This window comes from Streptomyces sp. NPDC021356, assembly GCF_040641015.1.
Taxonomy (GTDB): domain Bacteria; phylum Actinomycetota; class Actinomycetes; order Streptomycetales; family Streptomycetaceae; genus Streptomyces.
In genome coordinates this window covers 1-22,432 of the sequence record NZ_JBFACU010000064.1, presented here as the reverse complement: position 1 = coordinate 22,432, position 22,432 = coordinate 1, and the positions used below count along the sequence as shown (strand labels likewise).

Annotated in this window: 24 protein-coding genes and 2 pseudogenes; 7 read left to right on the top strand and 19 right to left on the bottom strand. The window is 67.9% G+C overall.

Annotated elements, in window-relative coordinates; genetic code table 11:
* The first annotated feature begins 1,068 nt into the window (after positions 1-1,068).
* Positions 1,069-1,194 (top strand): hypothetical protein, encoded by a 126-nt coding sequence (locus tag AB0G56_RS40420; protein ID WP_360980789.1) that lies wholly within the window; start codon positions 1,069-1,071, stop codon positions 1,192-1,194.
* Positions 1,195-1,327: 133 nt separating this feature from the next.
* Here AB0G56_RS40420 and AB0G56_RS40415 read toward each other — a convergent pair whose 3' ends face one another.
* The 14 genes from AB0G56_RS40415 to AB0G56_RS40350 form a co-directional block, all read right to left on the bottom strand.
* The gene (locus AB0G56_RS40415) at positions 1,328-2,101 is read right to left on the bottom strand and encodes an NAD(P)H-dependent oxidoreductase (protein WP_360980786.1); all 774 of its coding nucleotides are present in this window, start codon (positions 2,099-2,101) and stop codon (positions 1,328-1,330) included.
* A 152-nt stretch (positions 2,102-2,253) separates the two neighbouring features.
* Positions 2,254-2,664: an ectoine synthase gene (locus AB0G56_RS40410; protein WP_255918540.1), complete on the bottom strand. Its 411-nt coding sequence runs from the start codon at positions 2,662-2,664 to the stop codon at positions 2,254-2,256.
* Between the two features lie 63 nt (positions 2,665-2,727).
* Complete coding sequence (locus tag AB0G56_RS40405) at positions 2,728-3,969, bottom strand: FAD/NAD(P)-binding oxidoreductase (RefSeq protein ID WP_360980784.1); 1,242 nt, start codon at positions 3,967-3,969, stop codon at positions 2,728-2,730.
* Positions 3,966-4,163: a ferredoxin gene (locus tag AB0G56_RS40400; protein ID WP_071385850.1), complete on the bottom strand. Its 198-nt coding sequence runs from the start codon at positions 4,161-4,163 to the stop codon at positions 3,966-3,968. Before AB0G56_RS40400 ends, AB0G56_RS40405 begins: the two co-directional genes overlap by 4 nt.
* A 25-nt stretch (positions 4,164-4,188) precedes the next feature.
* Positions 4,189-5,394 (bottom strand): cytochrome P450, encoded by a 1,206-nt coding sequence (locus AB0G56_RS40395; RefSeq protein ID WP_360980781.1) that lies wholly within the window; start codon positions 5,392-5,394, stop codon positions 4,189-4,191.
* Positions 5,395-5,454: 60 nt separating this feature from the next.
* Positions 5,455-6,000, bottom strand: a complete 546-nt coding sequence (ectA, locus tag AB0G56_RS40390) for a diaminobutyrate acetyltransferase (protein ID WP_360980779.1) — start codon at positions 5,998-6,000, stop codon at positions 5,455-5,457.
* Between the two features lie 53 nt (positions 6,001-6,053).
* A complete protein-coding gene (gene ectB / locus AB0G56_RS40385) occupies positions 6,054-7,325 on the bottom strand; it encodes a diaminobutyrate--2-oxoglutarate transaminase (RefSeq protein WP_360980776.1) in 1,272 nt (423 codons plus the stop codon).
* On the bottom strand, positions 7,322-7,585 hold the full coding sequence (locus AB0G56_RS40380) for an acyl carrier protein (RefSeq protein WP_360980773.1): 264 nt from the start codon (positions 7,583-7,585) through the stop codon (positions 7,322-7,324). Before AB0G56_RS40380 ends, ectB begins: the two co-directional genes overlap by 4 nt.
* 70 nt (positions 7,586-7,655) lie before the next feature.
* Positions 7,656-9,206, bottom strand: coding sequence for a class I adenylate-forming enzyme family protein (locus AB0G56_RS40375; protein WP_360980770.1), 1,551 nt, complete (start codon positions 9,204-9,206; stop codon positions 7,656-7,658).
* Complete coding sequence (locus AB0G56_RS40370; RefSeq protein WP_360980767.1) at positions 9,206-10,159, bottom strand: 4'-phosphopantetheinyl transferase superfamily protein; 954 nt, start codon at positions 10,157-10,159, stop codon at positions 9,206-9,208. Before AB0G56_RS40370 ends, AB0G56_RS40375 begins: the two co-directional genes overlap by 1 nt.
* A gap of 47 nt (positions 10,160-10,206) precedes the next feature.
* Positions 10,207-11,496 (bottom strand): diaminopimelate decarboxylase, encoded by a 1,290-nt coding sequence (locus AB0G56_RS40365; protein ID WP_360980764.1) that lies wholly within the window; start codon positions 11,494-11,496, stop codon positions 10,207-10,209.
* A gap of 362 nt (positions 11,497-11,858) precedes the next feature.
* Positions 11,859-12,152, bottom strand: a complete 294-nt coding sequence (locus AB0G56_RS40360; RefSeq protein WP_360980761.1) for a hypothetical protein — start codon at positions 12,150-12,152, stop codon at positions 11,859-11,861.
* A gap of 69 nt (positions 12,153-12,221) precedes the next feature.
* Positions 12,222-13,205, bottom strand: coding sequence for a helix-turn-helix transcriptional regulator (locus AB0G56_RS40355; protein ID WP_360980758.1), 984 nt, complete (start codon positions 13,203-13,205; stop codon positions 12,222-12,224).
* Positions 13,206-13,543: 338 nt separating this feature from the next.
* Complete coding sequence (locus tag AB0G56_RS40350; protein ID WP_360980755.1) at positions 13,544-14,119, bottom strand: CGNR zinc finger domain-containing protein; 576 nt, start codon at positions 14,117-14,119, stop codon at positions 13,544-13,546.
* Between the two features lie 330 nt (positions 14,120-14,449).
* Between AB0G56_RS40350 and thpD the strand changes: the two genes are divergently transcribed.
* The 5 genes from thpD to AB0G56_RS40325 all read left to right on the top strand — a co-directional run bounded on the left by thpD (position 14,450) and on the right by AB0G56_RS40325 (position 18,565).
* Positions 14,450-15,352 carry an ectoine hydroxylase gene (gene thpD / locus AB0G56_RS40345; protein ID WP_360980752.1) on the top strand — a complete coding sequence of 301 codons (903 nt, stop codon included), beginning with the start codon at positions 14,450-14,452 and terminating at the stop codon, positions 15,350-15,352.
* 412 nt (positions 15,353-15,764) lie between these two features.
* Positions 15,765-17,078 carry an MFS transporter gene (locus tag AB0G56_RS40340; protein ID WP_360980749.1) on the top strand — a complete coding sequence of 438 codons (1,314 nt, stop codon included), beginning with the start codon at positions 15,765-15,767 and terminating at the stop codon, positions 17,076-17,078.
* Between the two features lie 24 nt (positions 17,079-17,102).
* Complete coding sequence (locus AB0G56_RS40335; protein ID WP_360980746.1) at positions 17,103-17,318, top strand: hypothetical protein; 216 nt, start codon at positions 17,103-17,105, stop codon at positions 17,316-17,318.
* 197 nt (positions 17,319-17,515) lie between these two features.
* Positions 17,516-18,091: a hypothetical protein gene (locus AB0G56_RS40330; protein WP_360980743.1), complete on the top strand. Its 576-nt coding sequence runs from the start codon at positions 17,516-17,518 to the stop codon at positions 18,089-18,091.
* Between the two features lie 18 nt (positions 18,092-18,109).
* Complete coding sequence (locus AB0G56_RS40325; protein ID WP_360980740.1) at positions 18,110-18,565, top strand: hypothetical protein; 456 nt, start codon at positions 18,110-18,112, stop codon at positions 18,563-18,565.
* A 42-nt stretch (positions 18,566-18,607) separates the two neighbouring features.
* On the opposite strand, the pseudogene AB0G56_RS40320 reads toward AB0G56_RS40325, so the two are convergent.
* Positions 18,608-18,743, bottom strand: a pseudogene (locus tag AB0G56_RS40320) (transcriptional regulator); the annotation flags it as partial.
* 2 nt (positions 18,744-18,745) lie between these two features.
* On the opposite strand from AB0G56_RS40320, the pseudogene AB0G56_RS40315 reads away from it, so the two are divergent.
* Positions 18,746-18,910: pseudogene (locus AB0G56_RS40315) on the top strand (ATP-binding protein); the annotation flags it as partial.
* 22 nt (positions 18,911-18,932) lie between these two features.
* Here AB0G56_RS40315 and AB0G56_RS40310 read toward each other — a convergent pair.
* From AB0G56_RS40310 to AB0G56_RS40295, 4 genes are all read right to left on the bottom strand, one after another.
* Positions 18,933-19,805 (bottom strand): hypothetical protein, encoded by an 873-nt coding sequence (locus AB0G56_RS40310; RefSeq protein ID WP_360980737.1) that lies wholly within the window; start codon positions 19,803-19,805, stop codon positions 18,933-18,935.
* An 89-nt stretch (positions 19,806-19,894) separates the two neighbouring features.
* Entirely contained in the window at positions 19,895-20,539 is a 645-nt protein-coding gene (locus AB0G56_RS40305; protein ID WP_360980734.1) for a NucA/NucB deoxyribonuclease domain-containing protein, read from the bottom strand.
* 100 nt (positions 20,540-20,639) lie between these two features.
* The gene (locus tag AB0G56_RS40300; protein ID WP_328333579.1) at positions 20,640-21,044 is read right to left on the bottom strand and encodes a nuclear transport factor 2 family protein; all 405 of its coding nucleotides are present in this window, start codon (positions 21,042-21,044) and stop codon (positions 20,640-20,642) included.
* 38 nt (positions 21,045-21,082) lie between these two features.
* The gene (locus AB0G56_RS40295; protein ID WP_360980730.1) at positions 21,083-21,925 is read right to left on the bottom strand and encodes a DUF1684 domain-containing protein; all 843 of its coding nucleotides are present in this window, start codon (positions 21,923-21,925) and stop codon (positions 21,083-21,085) included.
* Positions 21,926-22,432: the final 507 nt, after the last annotated feature.

Sequence of the window (22,432 nt, the reverse complement as noted above, 5' to 3'; positions counted from 1 at the left end):
AACAGGACCCTCAGCAAGTCCTATCGTTGCAGGTCAAGGGCACTTTCCGTGTTTCTGATCAGCTCTTGGACAGCCCATCTCGTGAAAGCGCGAGGTTAGGGACCGATGCCGCCTCGGCAGATGCTGCCGTGAGCATCCCTGATGCCAACGCCACTCCGGTGAGACAGGCAACGGCGCCCATTCGAAGAGAAATCATTTTTTCCACCCCTCCATGCTTCATCTGCTGGTCCAGCCTGACTGTCGATGCAGCGCACTGCGCCAGGTCCTTGTTGCCGGCATCGTGCTGCCGGTGCCGGACGGGTGATGCAGCTGGCCCGACTGAGGCCGCGACGTGGATCGCGAAGTGCTACAGCGCCAACTGGGGCGATCGCGGCTGCATCTTGTGCCCAAGTGCGGGCGCACTGGTCTGCCGAGTTGGGTGCTATGTCTCAGCCCCACGTTCCCCCCTCCATACGGTCATCCGGATGCCGGGCGGGCATCGGGATGAGCGCGAGCCACGGACTGTAGTCGGCACCGCACGTGGTGTCGAATGTCTGTTCTAGATCAAGCCATTTGCCATCACGTGAACAACCAGATGGGAAGGAAAGTCGTCTAACTCTCAATACCCATCAACACATCACCACTTATTCGGGTGGCACGCGCTGGCTCGCACACTCGGTCCCGTGTTTGGATCGTGCCTGGCCGCAGCCGTCTAACTCCGCAGACGGCTCCGCGCGGCCAACGGAAAGGGGCACACCGGCCCTCCGTCTCCGCGCCGGCATATCAGCAGGCGTACGAGGCAGGCTTCGCCACCCGACTCCTCGAAGATGGCAAGGGCGCCGCGGTTCGCGAAGTGAACGGCGAGTGCCTGCGACGCTCCCTCACCGCGAAGCCGACCGCAGTGGGGGAGCTCGACCGCGGAGCATGGATCCTCGGCTGCAAACAAAGCACATCCAACAGCGGCCCCTCCCACCCAACGGACCCGTAAGCCGGCGGGAACCGGAACCCAATCTGCTCCACCGCTTCGGGAGTTGGACGCCGAAGAACGAAGCCACTGACTCCGCCCGCCACCTGACCAACAGATAGTCGGTGCCGGCCGAGCAGCCCCTGCCCCAGCCCTCCACCACCCGCTGGCTGGACAGTGAGGACACCGTACGCAGCCGGTGGCGCGCCATCGCCATGGAGCGACGCCGCCATCTCGGAACCGGACAGTGACGGTGCTGCCAAAGCCCCGACAACGCAACTCTTGAGCACGCCCAGCCGGTGGCGATCTTCACATTGGCGGCCGGAAACGGCGAACAGAATTGACTGGCGGAGGGGCCATACGCCGGGCCTGACGGCCTCATCGTCAACTCTCGGTGCGGTAGTGGGCGGCGGTCCCCGTGATGTGCGGGTTGATTTCGGGATGCAGGACCAGGTCCTCGTCGTAGTCGCCTCCGTTCTGGTGGCGGAACGGCAGCGGTCCGGTGTGCGGAAGGTCCTCAAGGCGCTGGCGCAGGACGTTCGCGTGGAAGGCGTACGCGGCCTCGTCCACGCGGTCGGCTCCGTGGACGAGCAGCGGGGGCAGGACCTCGATCCCCGTGTACCACAGCGTGCCGTGCTGGAGAGGGAAGAGCAGGTCGTTGAGCTCACCGTTGACGCCGCGGGGGCCGAGGCTCGCCTCCCGGGCACCGGCACTGACGACGACCATCGCGCGCTTACCCGCGAGCGCCCCCTCGCCGTAGCGCACTTGGCGTCCCCGGGCGTCGCGGACACCGAAGGCGAACCCGCCGACGAAGACGCGGTCGAACCAGCCCTTAAGGATGGCCGGCATCCCGTACCACCACAGCGGGAACTGCACGACAAGCATGTCCGCCCAGGACAGCTTGTCGTGCTCGGCTGAGATATCAGGGGGCAACGTGCCCCGCTCGTAAGCTTGTTGGGCCGCGCTGCCGACGACGAGCCGCTCGCCGTCGGGGTGGGAGAAGTCGCTGGCCCGGACGATCGGGTCGAACTTCATCGCGTAGAGGTCGCTGGTGCGCACCTGGTGCCCCTGGTCCAGGAGGTGTTGGACACCGTCGCGGTATAAGGAGCCGTTCAGGGAACGGGGTTCGGGGTGGGCGGTGAGCCACAGGACTTTCACTGTCGGTTCCCTTCTGGCAGATCCATGATCGTGCGCGCCTACCCGGCTGGTCCTGGGGCAACCCGCCGCCGGGGCCGTCCCGGACGCGGTCGCTGAGTCCCCGCCAGCGTCCTGGCGGGGACTCCGGGGATGCGCGAGGGGCGCGGTGCGGCCTACTTGGCCTCCACCACCTCGTCCGTGAGCAGCGGATAGACCCCGTTCTCGTCGTGGTCCTCACGGCCGGTGAGAGCCGGGGTGAAGATGCACAGGAACGTGCTGTCCTCGATCGGCTTGATTGTGTGGTTGTCGGCGTCGTCCAGGATGTGCAGGGTGCCGGGCGTGATGACGTGTTCCTCGTTCTCGTCGCGGTCGACCAGAATCATCTTCCCGGAGATGCAGAAGACGGCCTCCACGTGGTTCGCGTAGCAGATGTCGGTCTCGGTGCCGGCGTACACGACGGTCTCGGAAACCGAGTACCCGAATCCGTCCGAAGCCAGCAGGATGCGCTTGCTGCGCCACGCGCCGCTCGCCGCCGTGACATCGCGGTCAGTACCTTCGATCTCCGAAATCCTGCGAACCTGCATGATATTCCTCCTGATCGTTCTCGGGTTCTTGGTGTTGTGGCAGATGAGGTGAGCCCGATAGGGCTAGCGCGTTTTCAGTGACTTCAGGAGCTCGATGTAGAGGCGGTTGAAACGGGCTCCTTTGTCCAGGTAGGCCGCCCCGACGATCGCGCTCTCCCGCAGGTACGTGGCGAGGATTCCGTCACCGGGGCGTTCGAGGTCGCCGCGAACGATCTCCATGGAGTCCGCGTTCCTGGGGTTCCCCGCGATCTGGATGCGAAGTCCGAATACTTCGGTGGCCATGCTGGGGAAGTATGAGATCCGGGACATCTTCGATCCGTATCCCAGTGACGACGCCAACGCCTTCCCTGCGACGTTTCCGGTGTCAATCGCATTTTTCCAGAATTCCATGCGGGTCAGGTTTTCCGTGCCCCACGGGTCGGGATAGCGGGCGATGTCACCGGCCGCGAAAACGCCCTCGCACCCTGGTACGCGCATGTACTCGTCGACCCGTACCCCGTCGGACAGGTCCAGGCCGTTCCCGTCCAGCCATTCCACGTTGGGAACGCTGCCGATGGCTTCGATGAAGAGCGGTCGTTCGGACGCCGCCCCGGGAGGCGACGCCGAGTGTCTGCCTCCGGGCGACCTTCCCGAGCGGTCGCAGAGGAGCTCCTTCGCGGCCTCGCCCGTCAGCAGAGTGACGCCGTTCGCGATGACCCAGCGTCCGAGCGCACGCGCGACGTCCTCGCCCAAGAGGTTCTCGAACGGCCCGTGCTTCATCGCTTCGAGCATGACCACGTCGCAGCCGTACTTCTTGGCCAGCGAGGCCAGTTCGCAGGCGACGAACCCGGCGCCCGCGATCGTCACCACCTCTCTCCTATGGAGCTCCTGATGGATGGAGTGCGCGTCGTCCAGGCCGCGCAGCGTCCTGTGCGCGTGCGAGGCGCACTCCTCGTCGTCACGCGCGGCGGTTCGCGGGCGTACCCCCGAGGCGACCACCAGGCCGTCGTAGGCGAACGTCTCGCCGGTGCTCAGATGCAGGACCCTGTCGCGCAGGTCCGCCGCCTCGACGCGAGTGCCGAGGTGCCAGTCGAGCTCGCTGGTCTCGGCCCCCCTGACCCTCAGGTCTTCGGTGATGGCCGCCCTGAGGTCGGCCGACGGCGGGTACCGCTTCTTCGTGAGTCCTGGCCGGTTGTACGTGCGGTGGGCCTCATCCCCGAAGACGGTGATTCTGGCACCGGTTTCGCAGGTGAGGACCGATCGGGCCGCCCGCAGGCCGGCTATGCCGGAGCCGACGATGCCGATGCGCGGCGCTGCGCCAGTCATGCGGCGTCACGGTCCATGACGATCGCCTGCAAGGGGCACGAGTCGATGGCGTCCTCGATCGCGTCGAGGTTCTCCTCGTCGAACGTCTCCTGGTACGTCAGCTTTCCGTCGGCGTCGAGCTCGAAGTGGTCCGGCGCCGAGATGGCGCACAGGCCGTGGTTCTGGCACTTGACCTCGTCAACGGTGATCTTCATGGTCTCCTCCGATCGGAAGCGCGGGTCAGGAACGCGAGGCGAACGTGATGGGCAGCGAGACCGCCCCGGTGTTGCCGGAGTCGGGCAGCCACTCGGCGTCCTCCTCCACGCGCAGGTCGGTCAGCCGCGTGGCCAGCGTCGAGAGGGCCACTCCGATGTCCGCGCGGGCGACGAAGTGCCCCAGGCAGTGGTGCAGTCCGCCGCCGAACGCGAAGTGCGGGGAACGCTCGGCGTCGAGGTCGATGCGGTCAGGGTTGTCGAACGCGGCCGGGTCGGTAGCCGACGTCATGGTGAAGAGGTGGAGTGTGGTCCCCTTTTCGATCGTGCGCTCCTTGTACTGGAACGTCTCAGCCGCTTCGCGCGAGATCCAGCGTCCGATCGGGTTGATGCGCAGCGCCTCCTCGACCGCCGCCGCGGAGTAGCGTTCGGGGTCCGATGCCAGCTTCTCCCACTGGTCAGGCTGCTTGGAGAACGCCTGGACGCTCAGGGCCAGTTGATTGCGGGTCGTGTCGATGCCCGCGAAGATCAACAGGATGATGAGGTTGATGAGCTCCTCGTCGGAGAGCTTGCCGGCGTCCTCGTCCCTGGTCTCTACGAGAGTGCTCAGGATGTCGCCCTTGGGGGACTCCCTGCGGCTGCGGACCAGGGACTCGGCGTACTCGGTGAGCTCGACGATGGCCTGGTCGATCCGGGCGATGTTCTCCTGGATGGTGATGCCGAGGCCGAGGCCGATCGTGGAGGCGAGTTCGTGGATCTTCTTCCAGTCGTTTTCGTCGATGCCCAGCATCACGCACAGAATCCTGGTCGCGTACGGCGCAGCGAACCGGCTCGCGAACTCGGTGCACCCGTCGTCGATCCAATCGTCTACCAGGCTGTCCGCCAGGGCCTGGAACTTCGCGTGCAGGGGCGCTATCCGGCGCGGTGAGAAGGCGGGGTTCACCAGGCGGCGAATCCTGGTGTGCTCGCCGCCTTCCAGCACCAGCAGGGTCTTCTGCCACCACTCGTCGAAGTGTCCTTCGACGACCCCGTGCTGGGCGGGCCACTTGGCCGATCCTTGCGTCAGCAGGGAGCTCTTCAGGAGGGCGCTGCTGTCCTCGTAGCGCAGGACGGCGATGCCCCAGTCCGTACGTGCGTACCAGTGGGCGTCTCGTGCCTTTCGCACCTCCTCGGAGTCCATGCGGAAGTGGGCGTTGCTGATGTCGAGGTGCAGTGTCGTGGGTTGCGTGGCCATGGCGGTCGGTTCCCAGTCGTCGGATGCGGTGCTGCTCGGACCAGTGACGGGCGGCCCGGTTCAGCCGGCGGTCAGCGGACCGATGCGGTAGAGGACCTCGTCGTGGTGGCCCTCGCTGTCGGCGAAGAGGGAGCCGGGGAAGAGCACGCGAGTCTCGACGGGGGCCGAGTGCTTCTTCGCGTACTGCTTCAGCACCATGATGATCGCCTTGTTCTCGGCGGAGACAGTGGCCTCGACGTATCGGGCGCCGTTGGCAACCTGCTGGTCGGCCGCCTCCTGGAAGAGCTTGACGCCGAGGAACGGGATCCCGTGACGCGGGTTGACTGCCGTCTGCCACACGAAGTAGGTCTCGGGCTCATCGGGGCGGCGGTAGCCCGTGAGGAAGCCGACGAGTTCGTCGTCCACGGTCGCGACCAGCGAGCCATCGGCGAAGTCCCGGAACCAGAGCGAGTAGTAGTAGACGCTGTTGGAGTCCAGGCCGGGAGTGTCCTCGACCATCTGCCACACGGCGGGTCCGTCCTGGGGGATCGGTGCGCGGAAGACGGCCTGCTTCTTTGCGGCGGTGTTCGGCTTGGTGGCGGCTGCGGCGGGCATGGTGATCGCCATGTTGGGTCGGGGCCTTTCTTTCGTGTCGTCTCTCATGTCGGTGGCGGGTGCGGTCACGTCGTTTCGTAGACCGCGCGCTGCACGGTGCGCAGTCCCTCGTCGAGGTCGTCGGTGGTGATGGTGAGCGGGGGCAGCAGTTTCACGACCTCGCTCTCGGGACCCGAGGTCTCGATGAGCAGGCCGAGTTCGAAGGCGCGCCGGGCGACCCGGCCGGCCCGCTGCTTGTCGTGGAACTCCAGGCCCCACACCAGGCCGCGGCCCCGGTACTCCTTGACGTCGGCGAGGTTCTCCTCGGTGAGGGAGACCAGCCACTGCTCGACGCGTTCACCGCGGGTGCGGGTCTGCTTCTCCATCGCCGCGCCGTCGGTCCAGTACGCCTCCAGGGCGGCGGTGGCGGTGACGAACGCCGGGTTGTTGCCGCGGAAGGTGCCGTTGTGCTCGCCGGGCTCCCAGACGTCCAGCTCGGGCCGGAACAGGCACAGCGACATCGGCAGGCCGTAGCCGCTGATGGACTTGGACACGGTGACGATGTCCGGGACGATCCCGGCTTCCTCGAAGGAGAAGAAGGCGCCGGTGCGGCCGCAGCCCATCTGGATGTCGTCGACGATCAGCAGCATGTCCTGCCGCTCGCACAGCTCCTTGAGGGCGCGCAGCCACTCGGGCCGGGCGACGTTGATGCCGCCCTCGCCCTGCACGGTCTCCACGATCACGGCGGCGGGCTTGTTGAGCCCGGAGCCCTGGTCCTCGAGCAGCCGCTCGAACCACAGGAAGTCCGGGACCTGCCCGTCGAAGTAGTTGTCGAACGGCATGGGCGTGCCGTGCACCAGCGGGATGCCGGCGCCGGCCCGTTTGAAGGCGTTGCCGGTCACCGCCAGCGAGCCCAGCGACATCCCGTGGAAGGCGTTGGTGAACGACACGATGGCCTCGCGCCCCTTCACCTTCCGCGCCAGCTTCAGCGCGGACTCCACGGCGTTGGTGCCGGTCGGGCCCGGGAACATCACCTTGTACGGCAGGTCGCGCGGGCGCAGCACCAGGTTCTGGAAGGTCTCCAGGAAGCGGCGCTTGGCGGAGGTGGACATGTCGAGCCCGTGGGTGATGCCGTCGCGCTCGAGGTAGTCGATCAACGCCCGTTTCAGCACGGGGTTGTTGTGTCCGTAGTTGAGTGAGCCGGCACCGGCGAAGAAGTCGAGGTACTCGTGGCCGTCCTCGTCATGGATGCGGCTGCCGCGCGCGTGGTCGAAGACGGTGGGCCAGCCGCGGCAGTAGCTGCGCACCTCGGACTCCAGGGTCGTGAAGACGCTCAGGTCGGGCTGAGTGAGCGTCATGCCGCGACCTGCTCAGCCCGTGTGGCGAGGACGAAGTCGGTGAAGGTGTCCACGGAGACGAAGTCGTCCGCGTCCAGCTCCTCCGGATCGACGACCAGGCCGATGGAGTCTTCGAGGAACATGAGCATCTCGAGCATGGTGGTGGAGTCCAGGTGCAGGTCGGCGAAGAGCTTCACGTCGCCGGTGAGACTGGTGACGGGGCGCTCCAGGACGTCGGTGAGGGCGTTCTCAAGGGCGGTGACGACGTGCTGGCGGTCCATGGTGGTTCCTCCGGTGGGTCGGGTGGTTGCCGTTCTCGGACGTTGCTCTGGTGGGGCGTACGGGAGGGGGTCAGTGGGCCAGGCGTGCCTGGAGGGCCTCGGTGATGACTGAGGCGGGCCGGGCCTGTTCGATCAGAGCGGTCAGCTTCTTGCGGTCGATCTTGCCGTTGCCGTTGGTGGGCAGGGCGTCGAGGCGGACGCAGCGGCGCGGGATCTTGAAGGGCTCGATGTGGTCCCGCATGCCCTCGCGCACCTGGTCGGCGGTGATGTCTGCGACGACGGCGAGGAGCGCGGCCCGCTTGCCCTCAGGAGGCAGTACGGCGGCAGAAGTCACTCCGTCGACCCGGGTCGCGGCGGCCTCGACCTCGGTGGTGCTGAGGCGGAACCCGCGCTCCTTGTAGAGGTCGTCCCTGCGGCCGGAGAAGTAGAGGTAGCCGTCCTTGTCCTGCCAGCCGTAGTCGCCGGTGCGCAGCTCGGGGAACAGCCCTTCCGTGCGCGGGAAACGCTCGGCGGTCAGCTCGGGGCGGCGCCAGTACCCGGCCATGACGTTGGGTCCGCGGACGACGACCTGGCCGATCTCTCCCGCTGGCAGTCGGTCGCCGTCATCGTCGATGATGAAGACCTCGGTGCCCGGCAGCGGCAGCCCGCAGGAGCCCGGGTGGTCCAGGTCTCCGTCGGGAGGCATGATTGCCGTGCGCTTGCACTCGGTGAGGCCGTACATTACCTGGATTCGCAGGTGGGGCAGGGCGGCGCGCAGCGCGGTCATGGTGGTCTCGGAGAGGGCCGCACCGGTGTTGGTGAGCAGGCGCAGGCGGCTGGGGCCCCCGCTGCTGCGGCCGAGCAGCCAGGCGAGCCGGTCCGAGACGGAGGGCATGGAGGGCAGGACGGTGGCGCCGGCCTCTTCCAGGCTGCGCAGCAGCGGGGGGCCGACCTCGGCGACCGTGGCCAGGTGGAGCCGGGCGCCGCTGAGGGCCGCGAGGTAGACCTGGTAGAGGCCGTAGTCGAAGGAGAGCGGAAGCGGGCAGTAGACGATGTCGTCGCTGCGGTAGTTCAGGCACTCCTGGATGGCGGTGGCGGCGAAGAGAACCTGCTGGTGGGTGCTGACCACGGCCTTGGGCAGGGAGGTGGTGCCCGAGGTGTAGATCAGGCTGACGGGGTCCACGCCCAGGGCGCTCGGGCCGGTGGAGGAAGCGGCCTCGGCGGTGTCCGCGGCGAGTGCCGTGCGCACGAGCTCGTCGAGCGCGAGGGAGTGGACGCCGTGCTGGGCGGCGGTCCGTCCGGCGTCGGGGTCGTCGGAGACCAGTAGTGCGGGCTCGCAGTCGCGCAGGACGTGTTCCAGCGGCCCGCCGCGTACTTGCTCGTGGAGCACGCTGAAGACGGCGCCGACGCGCGAGGCGGCGTAGACCAGGATGGCGATGCCGATGCCGTCGGAGGCGGTGACGATGATCCGGTCGCCGCGCCGCAGGCCCTCGCGCCGCAGGCGGGCGGCCATGGCGGTGGTGGCGGTCGCGAGTTCCCGGTAGGTGAGGCCCTGGTCGCGCGAGCTCAGTGCGGCCGACTCCGGAGCGCAGTCGGCGGCTCGGTCCAGTATCTCGTGCAGGAGCTGCGGAGTGCGGGGCATCAGGCCTCCTCGGCCGTGGGGATGCGGGCGGTCGTCGTGTGCGCCCGCCAGTGGGGTACGACGGTGGTGGCAGTCGCGGCGCACACGAGTTGAGGCTCGTCGAGGACCTCGCCGGCGCTGTCGGCCTCTTCGGGGCTGGCGCGGATGACCTTGTGCGCCTCCAGTTCGACCACGCGGCGCAGTCGGGTCTGGTGCACCAGCCATGCGTGCGCCTCGATGTAGTCGCCGGGCCTCACGGGTGCGGTGAAGCGGATGTCGCTGTACTGGGCCAGCAGCCCTTCGTCGCCGTCCGTGCGGAGGGTGATCTCGGTGACGAGGTCGCCGAACAGGCGCAGGATGCGCGCACCGTCGACGAGATTGCCCCCGTAGTGGGCCTCTTCCTGACCGACGCGTACGCGGAGGAAGGCGGTGGTCTGCGCTTCTCGCTCGTCGCGGGTGCTGGTCCCGACGGTCGCGGTCGCGGGGGTGTTCGGCGGCGGCACGGCGTCAAGCTCCTTCGGTGCAGTGGGTTCGGTTCGTCCGTTCCGGGCGGCTTCGCTGGTGGCGTCGTCGGTGGTCGCACCCTTGGCCTCGGGGAGGCTGATGGCGACGGCTGCCACGACGTTCTGCTTGTGGGTGATGGAGACCGAGATGGATGACGGGGTCAGTTGCGCTGCTCGTCCGCGGAGGTGGACGACGGGGGCGCCGTGCGCGGTGTGTTCCACGCAGATCTCTCGTGGCGTCACACCTTGCAGGAAACCGATTCCCAGGACTTTGAGGAGGGCCTCTTTGGCGGCGAACCGGCCGGCCAGGAATTCCAGGCGGCGGTCTTCGCCGAGGGTCTCGGCGTGGGCTATTTCCTCCGGGGCGAAACTGAAGCGCAAGAACCAGGGTCTTTCGATGAGGCGGCGGAGTTCGGATCGGTCGAGTACGTCCAGTCCGACTCGCGCGACCTGCTTCGCTGCGGTTCTCATGCGGATCAGGTTCTCGTTCGGATCAGGTGTCCTTACGGATCACGTGTTCAGGCGGATGCGGCGCGGAGATCGACGAGGCGCTGCTTCGCCAGCAGGTCCTCCGTCGTGTCGCGCTCTCGTATGAGGTGGGCGCGCCCGTCGTGGACGAGAACCTCGGCCGGGAAGCCGTGGCTCAGGAAGAGGCCGGGCGAGGCGGTCGGCCCGTAGGCCCCGGACCGCTCCACCGCGAGCAGGTCTCCCGGCCGCACTTCCGGCAGGCGGACCTTCTTGGCCACCACGTCGTTGGGCGTACACAGGGGCCCGGTAACGCTGTAGGGGCGCGAGGTTCCTGCGGCTCGGTCCTCCAGGTGGCGGACCGGGAAGTTGCGCTTGACGAAGCTGCCGACGCCGACGGCCGCCATGTGGTGGTTCGTGCCGCCGTCGGCGACCACGAAACTCTCCCCCATGGACTCCTTCACGTAGCGGGCGCGTATGACGTACGTACCGGCCGTGGCGGTGAGAAAGCGACCCAGTTCCATGATCATTCGACAGTCCGGGTTGCGCACCGAGAAGGGAGTGATGACCTCCGCGAGGCCGGCGCCCAGCGCGTCGAGGTCCAGGTCCTCCTCGTTGTCGAAGTAGGCGACCCCGAGTCCGCCGCCGAAGTCGACGGTCTCCAGGGGGAAGCCGAGCTGTCCGGCCAGGTCCTCGGCGGTGGCGAGGATGCGCCGGGTGTTCTCGACGACGTCCTCGTGGTTGAGGAACCGCGTCCCCATGTACGCGTGCACGCCCTTAACCTGGATGTTGCGGAGGGCCGCAAGGCGGTGCTTGGAACCGCGCAGTTCGACTTCGTCGATGCCGAACTGCCGGGGTTTGCCGCCCATGGCCAGCCCAGACCCTTTGCTGCCGAAGGCCGGATTCACTCGGAGGAGCACCGGGAAGTCGTCACGTCCTGCCGCTGCCAACAGCGAGTCGAGCAGGTCGAGTTCGTCCAGTGACTCGCAGACGATCGCGTGGATGCCGGCTTCGACGCACGCAGTGAGTTCCCGCTCGTCCTTGCCGGGGCCGAGGAAGATGATGTCGCCGGGGTCGACCCCCGCCCGCAGGGCGGTGGCCAGTTCGGCGTAGGAGGAGACCTCGGCTCCGGTACCGAACGAGTTCAGCAGGGCGCAGACGCTGATGTTCGGGTTCGCCTTGAGCGAGTAGAAGATGTCGGCGGCGTTGGGGAGCAGGCCGCGCAACGTGCGGTAGGTGTCCGTGAGGACGTCCGCGTCGTAGATGAACAGCGGGGTGCCGTACTCCTCGGCGAGGTCCGCCATCGACTTTCCCTGGACACTGTTCTTCGAGGTCGTCGTCATACGGTCACTGCCATCCGCCGTCGTCTTCGGGTGAGAGGCAAAGAATTCGCTGCTCCACCGCTAAGCCATCGGAGATGAAAATTCGCTCTTTCATGACTCGCCTCTCTCGCTGGTTTGCTGTCCGGCGATAACGAGTCTGCCGACCTTCGGAGCGGCGAGGGAAGAGGGGACGGTTGGCATAAATCGTCCCTGACCTGTTTAGGACCGCGTTCGGATTAGTCATCCGGCCAAGGAGCCACGGCGATCGCGTCATTCTCCGGGCTGGACCGTTTGGGACACGCAAAAGTGCGCATGTAGGTCCCACGCATCGCCCAGGCACGGGTAGTGGCGGGGCGTGACACCGGCGTCGGGAGGAGCCGGGCTCACTCCACGTCGTAGGGGTGCAGGGGCACTTCGGCCCGCCGCAGGGACCAGGCGGCCAGGGGGGTGCAGCTGGCGGCCGCATGCTGCCAGATCCGCTTCGCCGCCGCCTCGGCCTCGTTCAGGGAGGCGGCGCGGAGGAAGAGGCTGACGACAAGGTGGGGCCGCGTCTGAGTGTGAACACTGACGTGTTCGACGATATTCGGCGCCGCGGCGTGGAGCGCCTGCTTGAGCTCAGCCTCAGCGGGCGGGCGGGCATCGCCCGCGGGTGCGAGGGTGAGCTGCACGAGGTACATAAGTGGGGTGTCCTGTTCGAATGGTCATTCCCCCTTTCGGCTGCCTGTCGGTCGGCGACGTAGAGGCCGTCACGGCCGGATGAGGCCTCTAACAGCCGCGTGCAGGCCGGCCTGGAATCGACTTCGCGCACCGAGGTGGTCCATGAGCTTCGTGGCGATCCGGCGTGCCGTGCGGCCTGACACGCCCAGTCGCGCCGCGACGTAGTCGTCGGTGTGACCGAGGGACAACAGCCGCAGGGCTTCCAATTGTTGCGGGCTGAGGTCCTGTTCCTCACTCGGCTGGGCGGTCTCCCCCATGGGTTGGGCAGCCTGCCAAATATTTTCGAAAAGGGCGTACAGGGACGACACTACTCCAGCTGTCTGGAGGACCACCGCCCCAGCCGAGGTGTCGTCCGAGTCGACGGCGACGATGGCGATCTTCTTGTCGCAGATGATCAGGCGATTCGGCAGCGAGGGCACGGTGCGTATACGACCGCCACGTTCGGCGAGCCACTCCGCGTGCGCGACCGTGAGGGGATCGTTGCGGACGCTGTCCAGGTACACGGTGCGCATCTGCACCCCGCGCGCGAGCAGGGCGTCCGCGATCGGGCGCGAGCTGCGCAGGTTGGCCTCCGTCTGCGCTCCGCCCGGGGCGAAGGTCAGCAGCTCGTCCTGGACCTCGTCGTGCAGCGCCGCCAAGTAGTCGCGTACGGAGTCGACCCCGGTCAGGCGGTGCATCTCGTTCTTGGAACTCTCCTGGGTGAACTCCGACTTGAGCTGTACGGCGGCGGCCTGGGCCTCCTGCACGCGCTGCTGCTGTGCCGCGAGCTCGGCCCGTTCCCTGGCAAGCAGGATCTCCGCGGCGAGATGAGGTTCCACGACGTGGAAGCTCTGGGGGTCTTCGGGGGAGTGCCACACCAGGGCCAGCTCGCCGAGGGTGTCGAGTGCCCCTTGTACGTCCTGCTCGCTCAGTTCAAGCCTGCGCACCAGCTCGGCCACGCCCTCCTGTGGATGCGCCAGCATCTCGCGGTAGACCATTTCCGCCGTGGCGTCGATTCCCAGAACGTCCAGCATGCACTTCCCTCTCTGCACCTGCGTGCGGTGGCGGGACGAGGGGTGGGGGAGTCTGGTGGCAACTACGCCCTGCCCTCGTCGTCAACAGCGCTCGACGGTCGTCGAGCGGCGGCGTTCCGAACTAGCGAGCAGCACTCCGCGGCGCGGGACGCTTCCAACGCACACGGCGGTTCCTGGCATTGGACACAATCGCGGTGAGCCACGACGGCGCGGCTACCCGCCCGCGACGGTCGTAGACGGGGGCGTTCCGGCCACCGTGCGACCTGGTCGGGTACCTCCCCGGTGGAGAGGAATAGTCAAGAGGCAGGAGCGCGGGGTGAGGCCGCTCCGGTGCGACGTCAGCCGGCGCGCTTCGGGTTCTGGCGCTTGTTGGCGAGGAAACGGGCCTTCTTCGCGCGGTTCCCGCAGGTGTTCATCTCGCACCATCTGCGCGTGGCGCCCCGACTGGTGTCGAAGAAGGCGGCCCGGCACGTCGGGGAGACGCACAACGCCATACTCCCCTCGCGCGCGCCCGACACGATGTCGACCGCGTCGGCGGCGATCACGCTGAGGGCGTCCTCGACGGAGGCGGAACCCAGGTGCCACTCCTCTCCGCCCTGGGGCGAAAGGACCGCCGAGGCCCGGCCGCCCGTACTGCAGTCATTGATGACCTGAACGGCCGCGGCGGGAGGGGGGACCTGCGTCGCGACGGCGGTGGCGGCTTCGTGGATCGCTTCACGCAGTTGCCGCGCATGCTCCAGCTGGGAGTCGCTGCACGAATCGACCCGGAGCCCGTTGACCGCCAGCCAGTCGACCAGCCGCTCGGGGACGGGAATGCGCTCGACGGGTTCACCGCAGCGTTCCGTGAGGGTCGCCGTGAAGCTGGTCGCCAGCACCTTGCCAAGACGGAACTCGGGGAAATGCTTGACGGACATGGAACCACCTTAGCCGGTTGCTACCTGCAGGACAAGCAAGTGAACCGCTCCAGGTGGTTCCCTGCTGCTGGAGGGCACGGCACCCCTGCGTCCGCATCCCCGTGGACGGACACGCAATACGCAGTCCTGATTAGGTCAAGGACGATTCAGGACACTCGTAGACCCTTCCTTTGCCCTCTGCGATCTTGCAGTATCGAAAGAGCCGGAGGACGAACCACTGAGCCGCAGGAAAAAGGCCTTGGAATTCCGGCACCTCGCCCCGCAAGCCGATGACTTGCACCCCTGTACGGGCAGAAAAAGCCGCCGCTCCCCTGAAAAGGAGAACAGCACATGACTGTCGCTCAGCGCCCCGACCTGTATCCGACTCGAGTCCTCGGCGAGGCCGTTCCTCAGCCGCGGCGGGACCCGTCGGTGTGGGGAGGGGCTCCGGGCCCGCTCGACGGCAAGCAGCTCAAGCAGTACGAGTCCAACGGCTACCTGGTCCTCGACGACCTGCTCTCCGCGCACGAGGTGGACCTCTACCTCTCCGAACTCCGGCGCCTCGGTGAAGACCCGGAGCTGCGCGCGAGTGAACGCGTCATCCTGGAACCGGATTCCGACGAGGTCCGCTCCGTCTTCGAGGTCGAGAAGGTCAGCGAGATCTTCGCCGAGCTGCTCCGCTCGCCCCGGCTCATGAACATCGCCCGCCAGGTACTCGGCTCCGAGGTCTACATCCACCAGAGCCGGGTCAACTACAAGCCAGGGTTCGGCGGCGCCCCGTTCCACTGGCACTCCGACTTCGAGACCTGGCACTCCGAGGACGGCATGCCCCGGCCGCGCGCGTTCAGCGTCTCGATCTCCCTCACCGAGAACCACCCGTTCAACGGCCCGCTCATGGTCATGCCCGGCACTCACAAGACGTTCGTCCCCACGGTCGGGGCCACTCCGCAGGACTACCACAAGGAGTCGCTCCGCGTGGCCGCCCCCAGCGTCGGCTCCCCGGACCGCAAGCACCTGACGCGCATGGCCAAGGAGCACGGGATCGAGCAGATCACGGGTCCCGCCGGCTCCGCGGTGATGTTCGACTCCAACCTGCTGCACGGTTCCAACGGGAACCTGTCGCCGTTCGCGCGCTCGAACATCTTCATCGTCTACAACAGCACGGAGAACACGCTGGGGGCGCCTTACGCCGCGGACGCGCCGCGTCCGCAGTACCTCAGCAACCGCGAATTCCCCTCTCCGCAAGGCATGTAGGGCACCCACGCCCGTCGCCGTCCAGGTGAGGCCGTGCAGCCCCGACCGTGTCCGCGCCCCTCGGGGCGCCGCACGGGCCGGGGCCGGCTTGCGTAATTCCGGCCGCCGGTCCGCCGTGGGGCCGGTTCCGGCACGTTACTCGCGAGGCGCCCCGGGCAGGAGCGTGGAACCGGCTTGGCTGGTTGCCAGCAGAATCACAGACTGGTAGAACCGTCTTAGGCGGTTCCACTTCGACTCGGAGACTTCATGGCGCCCTCGAAAACCGGCCCTGAGCGCCCTGCGGCGCACGCACGCCCCACCGGCCTCGGAGAGAGAAGACCGACGGCGGATTTATCAGTCCTGCCGGGCATCGTCGCAGTGGTCCTCCCTCTGCTGCGCTCGCCGAAGAAAGCCAACTGAGACGAGGTCTGCCATGACCGGAACTGTCCTTGCTCCAGCGCGGTCCACCGCCGTGTCGAAGAAGGTCCTCTTCCCGCTGCTGCTGGTCCCCATGTTCCTGGGCGGTGTGGACTCCACGCTGTTCAACTCCATCGCCTACGACCTGCCAGTCCTGACCGACTCATGGCGCCTGTGGTTCATCGACGGGTACACGATCGCCCTCGCCTCCAGCGTCGTTCTCGGCTCGCGTCTGGGCGCACGCCTGGGTCCCGGCGTGACGCTGGCGACCGGCCTCTTCGTCTTCGCCCTCGCGGGGGCGAGTCCCGCACTGCTGGACTCGGCGGCGACGTGGACGGCGAGCCGGTTCATCCAGGGCTTCGGCTACGCGCTGATCGTCTCCAGCGTCGCCTCGGTCATCGGCGGACTGCCCGAGACGTCGGAGCGCACTCTCGGCTACTCCCTGTGGATCACCACGTACAGCATCGGAGCCGGTGCGGCACCTCTGATCGGCCGGGCGTTCGTCGGCATGGACGCCTACGCGATGCTCTTCTGGCTGCCCGCCGCCGTCGCCCTGGTGTGCGGGGTGCTCGCCACCGCGCTGCTGCGCGGCATCACTCTGGGCCAGGCCTCGTCGACCAAGGTCGACGTCGCCTCCTCTGCCCTCGCGTTTGTGGGCTTCGGGCTCTTCGTGGCCGGTCTGCAGAGCCATGGCGCCGCGTTCGGGCGTGTCCTCGCGACGGCCGCGGGCTGCCTGGTCCTGACGGTCTTCTGCACGCGGCAGCTCCGCTCGCGCGACCCGCTCATCGACGTACGCATGCTCAGCTTCTCCCGGCTCGGCGCGCCCTCGCTCGCGCTCGTCGTGAGTTCCGCCAGCTACACGGGATCGGTCTTCCTGTTCAGCGCGGAGGCCGACTCGCTCCTGTCGATCCTGCCGGTGTCGGTGCTGGCCCTGTGGGTCTCCCTCGGCGGGTTCGCGTTCCACAAGCTCCAGGCCCGCTTCACTGCGGTGCACATGCTCCAGGTCAGCCTGGCCACCTGCGCCGTCGGCCTCGTCGTGGCCGCCTTCGTCGGCCTGTGGCCCGCCAGCTTCCTGATCGGCCTCGGCGTCGGCGTCTCCATGGCCTCCGGCGACGCCTACCTGCTGGGCAGCGTCCCGCCGAAGGACGTCGCGCGCGCCGCGGCCCTCCAGGAGACGGCCCTCGCGGTGGGTGCGGCGCTGGGCGTGGCGGGTTTCGGCGGCATCTTCGCCGCCACCGGCTCAGTGGTAGGGACGGCCGTCGTCACGGCGGTCATCGTCGCCGTCGTCGTGGCGGTGCTGCGCTGCAACCGGGGCGTCTTCAAGGCGTAGCCCGAGCGCCCCGCCCAGGTACCGATGGTCGCGGAGGTCCTCCTGGAGGCGGTCATGGGCGTGGACGCCGTGGCCTGGCGCGACCAGTTCGGGGCGATTCCGCCGGAGGAAGCCCTGGTGCACAACTTCGTGCTCTGGCTGCTAGCCGACCTCTTCGACGACCTGGTCGAACAGCCCGGAGCCACCGACCTGCTCATGCGGGAGACCTTCGGATCCATGGCGGCAACCAGTGAGCAGTAGCTCCGCGTTGCCACCCATGTGAGGCGTGGTGACACGGTCAGGGCCCGATGTGGAATGGCTCGGCCCTCGGCTTCTGCCATGTCGGGGCGGATTCCAGACGTTGTCCGCGCACACCTGCGGATCACCGCCCAGTTGGGCAGACTGGCAGGCAAGAGAGCCGTCTTTGTGCACCAACTGCCGTAGACCTGGGGGAACTTGTGATCATCCGGCGATTTCTCGATGACGATGGTGAGCTGGCCCAGCACCTCGCCCGGCAGCTCAACACTCCGCTGGACTGGCCAGAGGTCGAAGGGCTGAACACCGGGCACGTCGCGAAGATTGCTTCTGCGGCAGCCTGCGACGTCTCTTACAACCACGCTGCCAACGGTCATCTGGCCGACCTCTTCGCCGTCCTCCCGCTGCCGGGCACGCCCGACGGCGAAAAGTTCTGGTGTGCGATGGAAGAAGCGGGAGGTGAAGCCGCCTTGTACATCGACCCCGGCAATATGGGCGGTCCGTTCTTCGACCGCCTGGTCAAAGGGAACGAAGCGGGCATTGCCGACCGTGTGCTCAGCTTTCTCGCAGCACTCGATGACCAGCAGCGCGACGCCGTGATCAAGGTGATCGGCGATGCACTGGCCCAGGACACGCTCGTAGCAGGTGGCCGCTACCTCGGGCAGTTGTGGCTGCGTGACGCCGAGACCACTGCCTGGCATGTTCTGCTCGCCAGGCGCCGCCTGCACGAGACAAAGGACGACCGCAAGCGATTCTTCGAGGCGTGGGGCAACGCCTGAGAGGTATGCCCGCGGGTAGTGAGGGCGCCCCGACCCCAGCACTCGAATGCTGGAGCCGGGGCGTCGTCGTCGGGGACAGCTGGCAGACGTGCCCTGGCCGACTGCGCCCGTCTGCCCGACCTCCTGGACGCCGACCCTGCCGGCACCCTGTCGAGCCTCGAGGCCGCGCGCGATCTGCGCGCCGAGACCCGCGATGCCGGCATCACCGCGGCCGAAGCCGTACTGGAACTGGCCCTGGCCTTCCACCACGCCGCCCTCGGCGAGCAGGACACGGTCCGCGCCGCCATCGACCGCCTGCACGAACTCGCCCGAACGGGCGACTACGCCTACTACGCCGACATCGCCCACTACATGGGCGGCCTGCCCCTACCCGGCCCCTCTACGGCGTGCTGGCTCGACGGGGCCGAAGCCGTCCGCGACCGCTGGCACTGCCTCGTCGAGACCCGCCAGGCCCACCTTGGCGCCAGCGGGTAATCCGGCTCCCCGCCAGGGCGTCAGGTGCATGGCGCCGCATCGCGCTTCGGCGACGTCGTTGGGAGTGCCCTGGCAGGCGGTGGTCTGCTCCATCAAGGCGGTCGCGGACGCCGGCGTCTGGAAGAAGCCCGGCGGCATTGGAAACGTAGACCCGGCAGACGCGGGTCCGCTCGTGCAGGGGCACCGGACCCGAGCCGGGTCGGCCAGCACGGCCTGGAGATCGTGATGGCCGTGTGCCAGAGCCTCGCCGTGCACCGCGAGCCGGTGGGCAAGCGGATCACCGCGGCCGTCGTCCTGGCGGCGGCATCAGGCTGGGCGGGATCTCTTTACGGTGCCCTCGGATGATCTGCCGGCCTGCCTGTGAGTGTCAGTAGTGCTGTTTCCGATAGACACCGTCGGTGTCCACGCCGCGGCTCCAGTCCCCGAAGCTCGTGTTCCCCAACTCCAGGTTGACGGTGAAGGAGCCGGCGGCCGCAAGGGTGATCCTGAACGGGGCGTCGTCCTCGTCGGGCAGGTTGTTCACCGCCAGCAACGGAAACTCCGCCGAGGCCAGGGCCTGTTCGTCGGCGATGAGGAGGAGGGTGCTGTCGGGCCAGTCCTCGCCGTCGCGGCCGACCCGTGCCTGGAGCTGACCGGCCGTGAAGCCTGTATAGAGGGGATTGTCGATGACGGTGACCGACTCGTAGTGCTCCGAACCATGCTCGAGGGCCTGGAGCAGACGCGCCCATGGGCCGGGTTGATCGTAAGAGGTGCGGACCAGGAGAGGGCCGGCGGCCTCCTCGATCGTGGGGGCCGCCGGCCCGGGTTCCGCGCCGGTGCGATCGCCGGGGATGACCTGGATGAGGAAGCGGGGCTTCCTGCCGTCCGTCGAGCGGTCGCTGGCGTGGACGCGGACCAGATACGGACCGGGCCCGGCGGTGGCGAGGTTCTCCTTGCGCACCGGCGCGTATCCGCTGTCGCACAGGGCAAGGAAGCCGGTCGTGGAGAGCACGGTGATCTCTTCGACCTCGTCCCAGCCGCTCTCCGTTCCCGGGTCGGTTCCGGCGTAGAGGGTGACGACGGGGTTCTCCAGGGCGTTGCCAGCGTCGATGTGCAGCCAGTCCTTGCCCGCGGTCAGGAGTCCGCGGCCGTGCGGCCGGGGCGCGCCGGTGTCGGGGTCCATGACGGTCAGGTCGCCCCACTCCTTCATCTTCAAAGGGCGGGTGCGGCCCTGAAGGAGGGGCCAGGTGGAGCGCGGCATGGAGAACCCCCGTCGTCTCTGCTGTGCCGATGCCTGCCGGTCATGTGGTGCCTGGGGTCAGTGTGGCAGGCGCCGGCTGGCGGGTGGTGTTACTTGATGTGGACGTAGTAGGCGTCGCCGTTCAGGACGCGCTGGCTCTTGTAGAAGCCGCCGAGGCGGGCGCCGGCGCTGCGGTTGTCTCCCGCGGAGATGATGCGGGTGCTGCCGCGGCGGGGGTTGCCGCCTTCCTTGCTGGCGGCGAAGGGGTACTCGTCGCAGTCGTACTTGGAGGGGTTGGGGTTGTGGACCTTGGCGCACATGGCCTTGCGGTGGGCGGCGATGGTCTTGGCGTCGGTGATGCGGTGCAGGGGGGTGGAGGCGCCCGGGTGGCCGGTGATCTTGCGCTGGGCGTCGTAAATGTGGCTGGCGGACTGCCTCACCTGCCGGTCGCTGCGCGAGAGGGTGAAGGTGGGGGCGAAGGACGGGAAGACGCAGCCGGGGTTCTTGGTGCGCTTGGTGGGGCCCCAGAACGTGTCGTCGCAGCGGTACTTGGCGGAGTTGTAGGTGAAACCCCCGGGTGTGTAGCCGGGCTCGGTGAACGTGAACCGGTAGGAGGCCGAGCTGGTGAGCTGCTTCTTCTTCGCGACGCTCGCGGCGTAGCCGACGGTCCCCTTGTGGGCGGGTCCGAGGGTGGAGCCCTGCGGGAACTTGACCGCGGTCTTCACCCCCTTACCACCACCGACGGAGACGCTCATGAGATAGTGGCCGGCGCGTGATCGTGTCCGGTGACGGCGCCGGCCCGACCAGGCAAACCAGCGGCGGCCCGGTCTGGCCGCCGCTGGTTTGCGGCCGCGATCAGCGCTGTCCGGACGAGCCGGACGACGGCATGGACGCGTCGAGCGGTACGACGTTGAAGTACTCCTCGATGCGGTCGATGAGGTCGCCGTCGAACCGGAAGTACATCGCCGCGTGCACGTCACTGCGGGACCCGTCGGTCATGGTCAGGTGGAGTACTTGCTGCTGGAGCACTTCGTCACCGTCCTGGAACTGCCGCACGATGTCGTACCGAAGTTTCTCGACGTCGGCGGCCAGTTGCTTCAGCAGTTCCATGTTCTCGTCGATCGGCTGGTCGCCGCTTCCGTCGTTGTGCCACACGGTGGCGGTGTCGGTGCACAGGGACCGCATCGTGGTGTAGTCCCGCGCCTCCCACTGCCGGAGGTAGTGCACTGCTGCTGCGCGAAGATCCTGGTCGTGTGTCATCGTTTCTTCCTTTCGGGGCGTGCTGGTTGCGGGGGCGGTCAGACGGCGGGGGTAGTGGTGCCAACGGCCACGTTCTCTTCGAAGACGGGGGCGCGTTCTCCCGCCTCGACACGCAGGGGGAGGTGGTTCTCCCGGGGCGGCATGGGGCAGGGGAAGGCCGCCGAGAACATGTGGTGGGGGACAACGGCGCGGTTGAAGTCGATACGGACCGTGCCCTTGGCGTCCTTGGGCTGGGACAGGATCAGCCACCGGCCCATGGCGGGCGTGTCCGTGCCGCTGGTGCCGTCGGTGAACGTGATCAGCAGGACGTCGCCGCCCACGCCGAACGCCCGGAGCGTGTGCCGCTCGCCGCGCAGATCGAAGACGAAGTCCCCCGGGGCCGGGAGGGCGTCCTGCGTACTCGGGCTGGTCCGCCGGGTCACCTCCAGGCGGCGTCCGGCATCCGCCGGACGGTACTCCGCCTCGACGATCCAGGCCGGGTCGCACTGCCACGCCTCGATCCCGCGCAGACCGACGAGAGTCGGCGCGGCCGGGTCCCACACGACCAGGACGTGGGCTCCCCGCAGTTCCTCGATGGTGCCGCGCAGCCCATCGGGGAAGGACAGGCGGCTGGCGTCGGTCAGTTCCACCGTGCCGTCGACCGCGTCGCCATCGGCCCACACGCCGTCGGCACGAGCCGCGGTCAGCGTCAGGCTCCCTGAGAAGCCGGTGGACGTCCACCGCCCCGGAACCTCGGGAAACTCCTGGCCTGGTTCCGTGATCAGTCGATAGGCGATGCGGCCCGCCTTCCCGTCCGGGCCCGCCATCTCCTCCCACCGGCTCCGGCGCCACCCGTCGTACCCGGTCAACTCACCGTCATCGTCGAAGCACTTGCTGGACACAGCGTTCTCCTCTCCAAGGCGGCGGTCACACGCGACCGCCGTCAGGAATCACCACCGGCCGGAAACCCCGACCGGTTCGACGGCCGGTCGACGGCCGACGCAGATCGGGCAGGGACGGCATGCCCCCGTGCGGCGCGTCCCCGCGCCAGCCCCGACCACCGCGGTCCGACCAGCCGTGTCGATGGTGTGGATGGTGCGCCCACCCCCAAGAAACGGCAAACCCGCTTGCCACTGCGGCAAATTCGGTAGGCATCGTGCCGACGCTCGCACTCTGACGTCACCCTTGGCGTCGCTCTACCGTCGCCCTGCCACCGCCCTGAAGAACGTCACGCCGACCGCCCCGGAGGCCCGCTTGCGCGCTACTCCACGGCCCGCCACTCGCCCCGATGGTCGAATTTTGCGGACTGCAGCAAGAGCTTGTCTCACGTGGTTTGAGGCTGATGCGGCATGATGCCGTGTCATGGGTGTTGGTCTGTCGCAGCGGTTGGTTCCTGACGAACTCTGGAT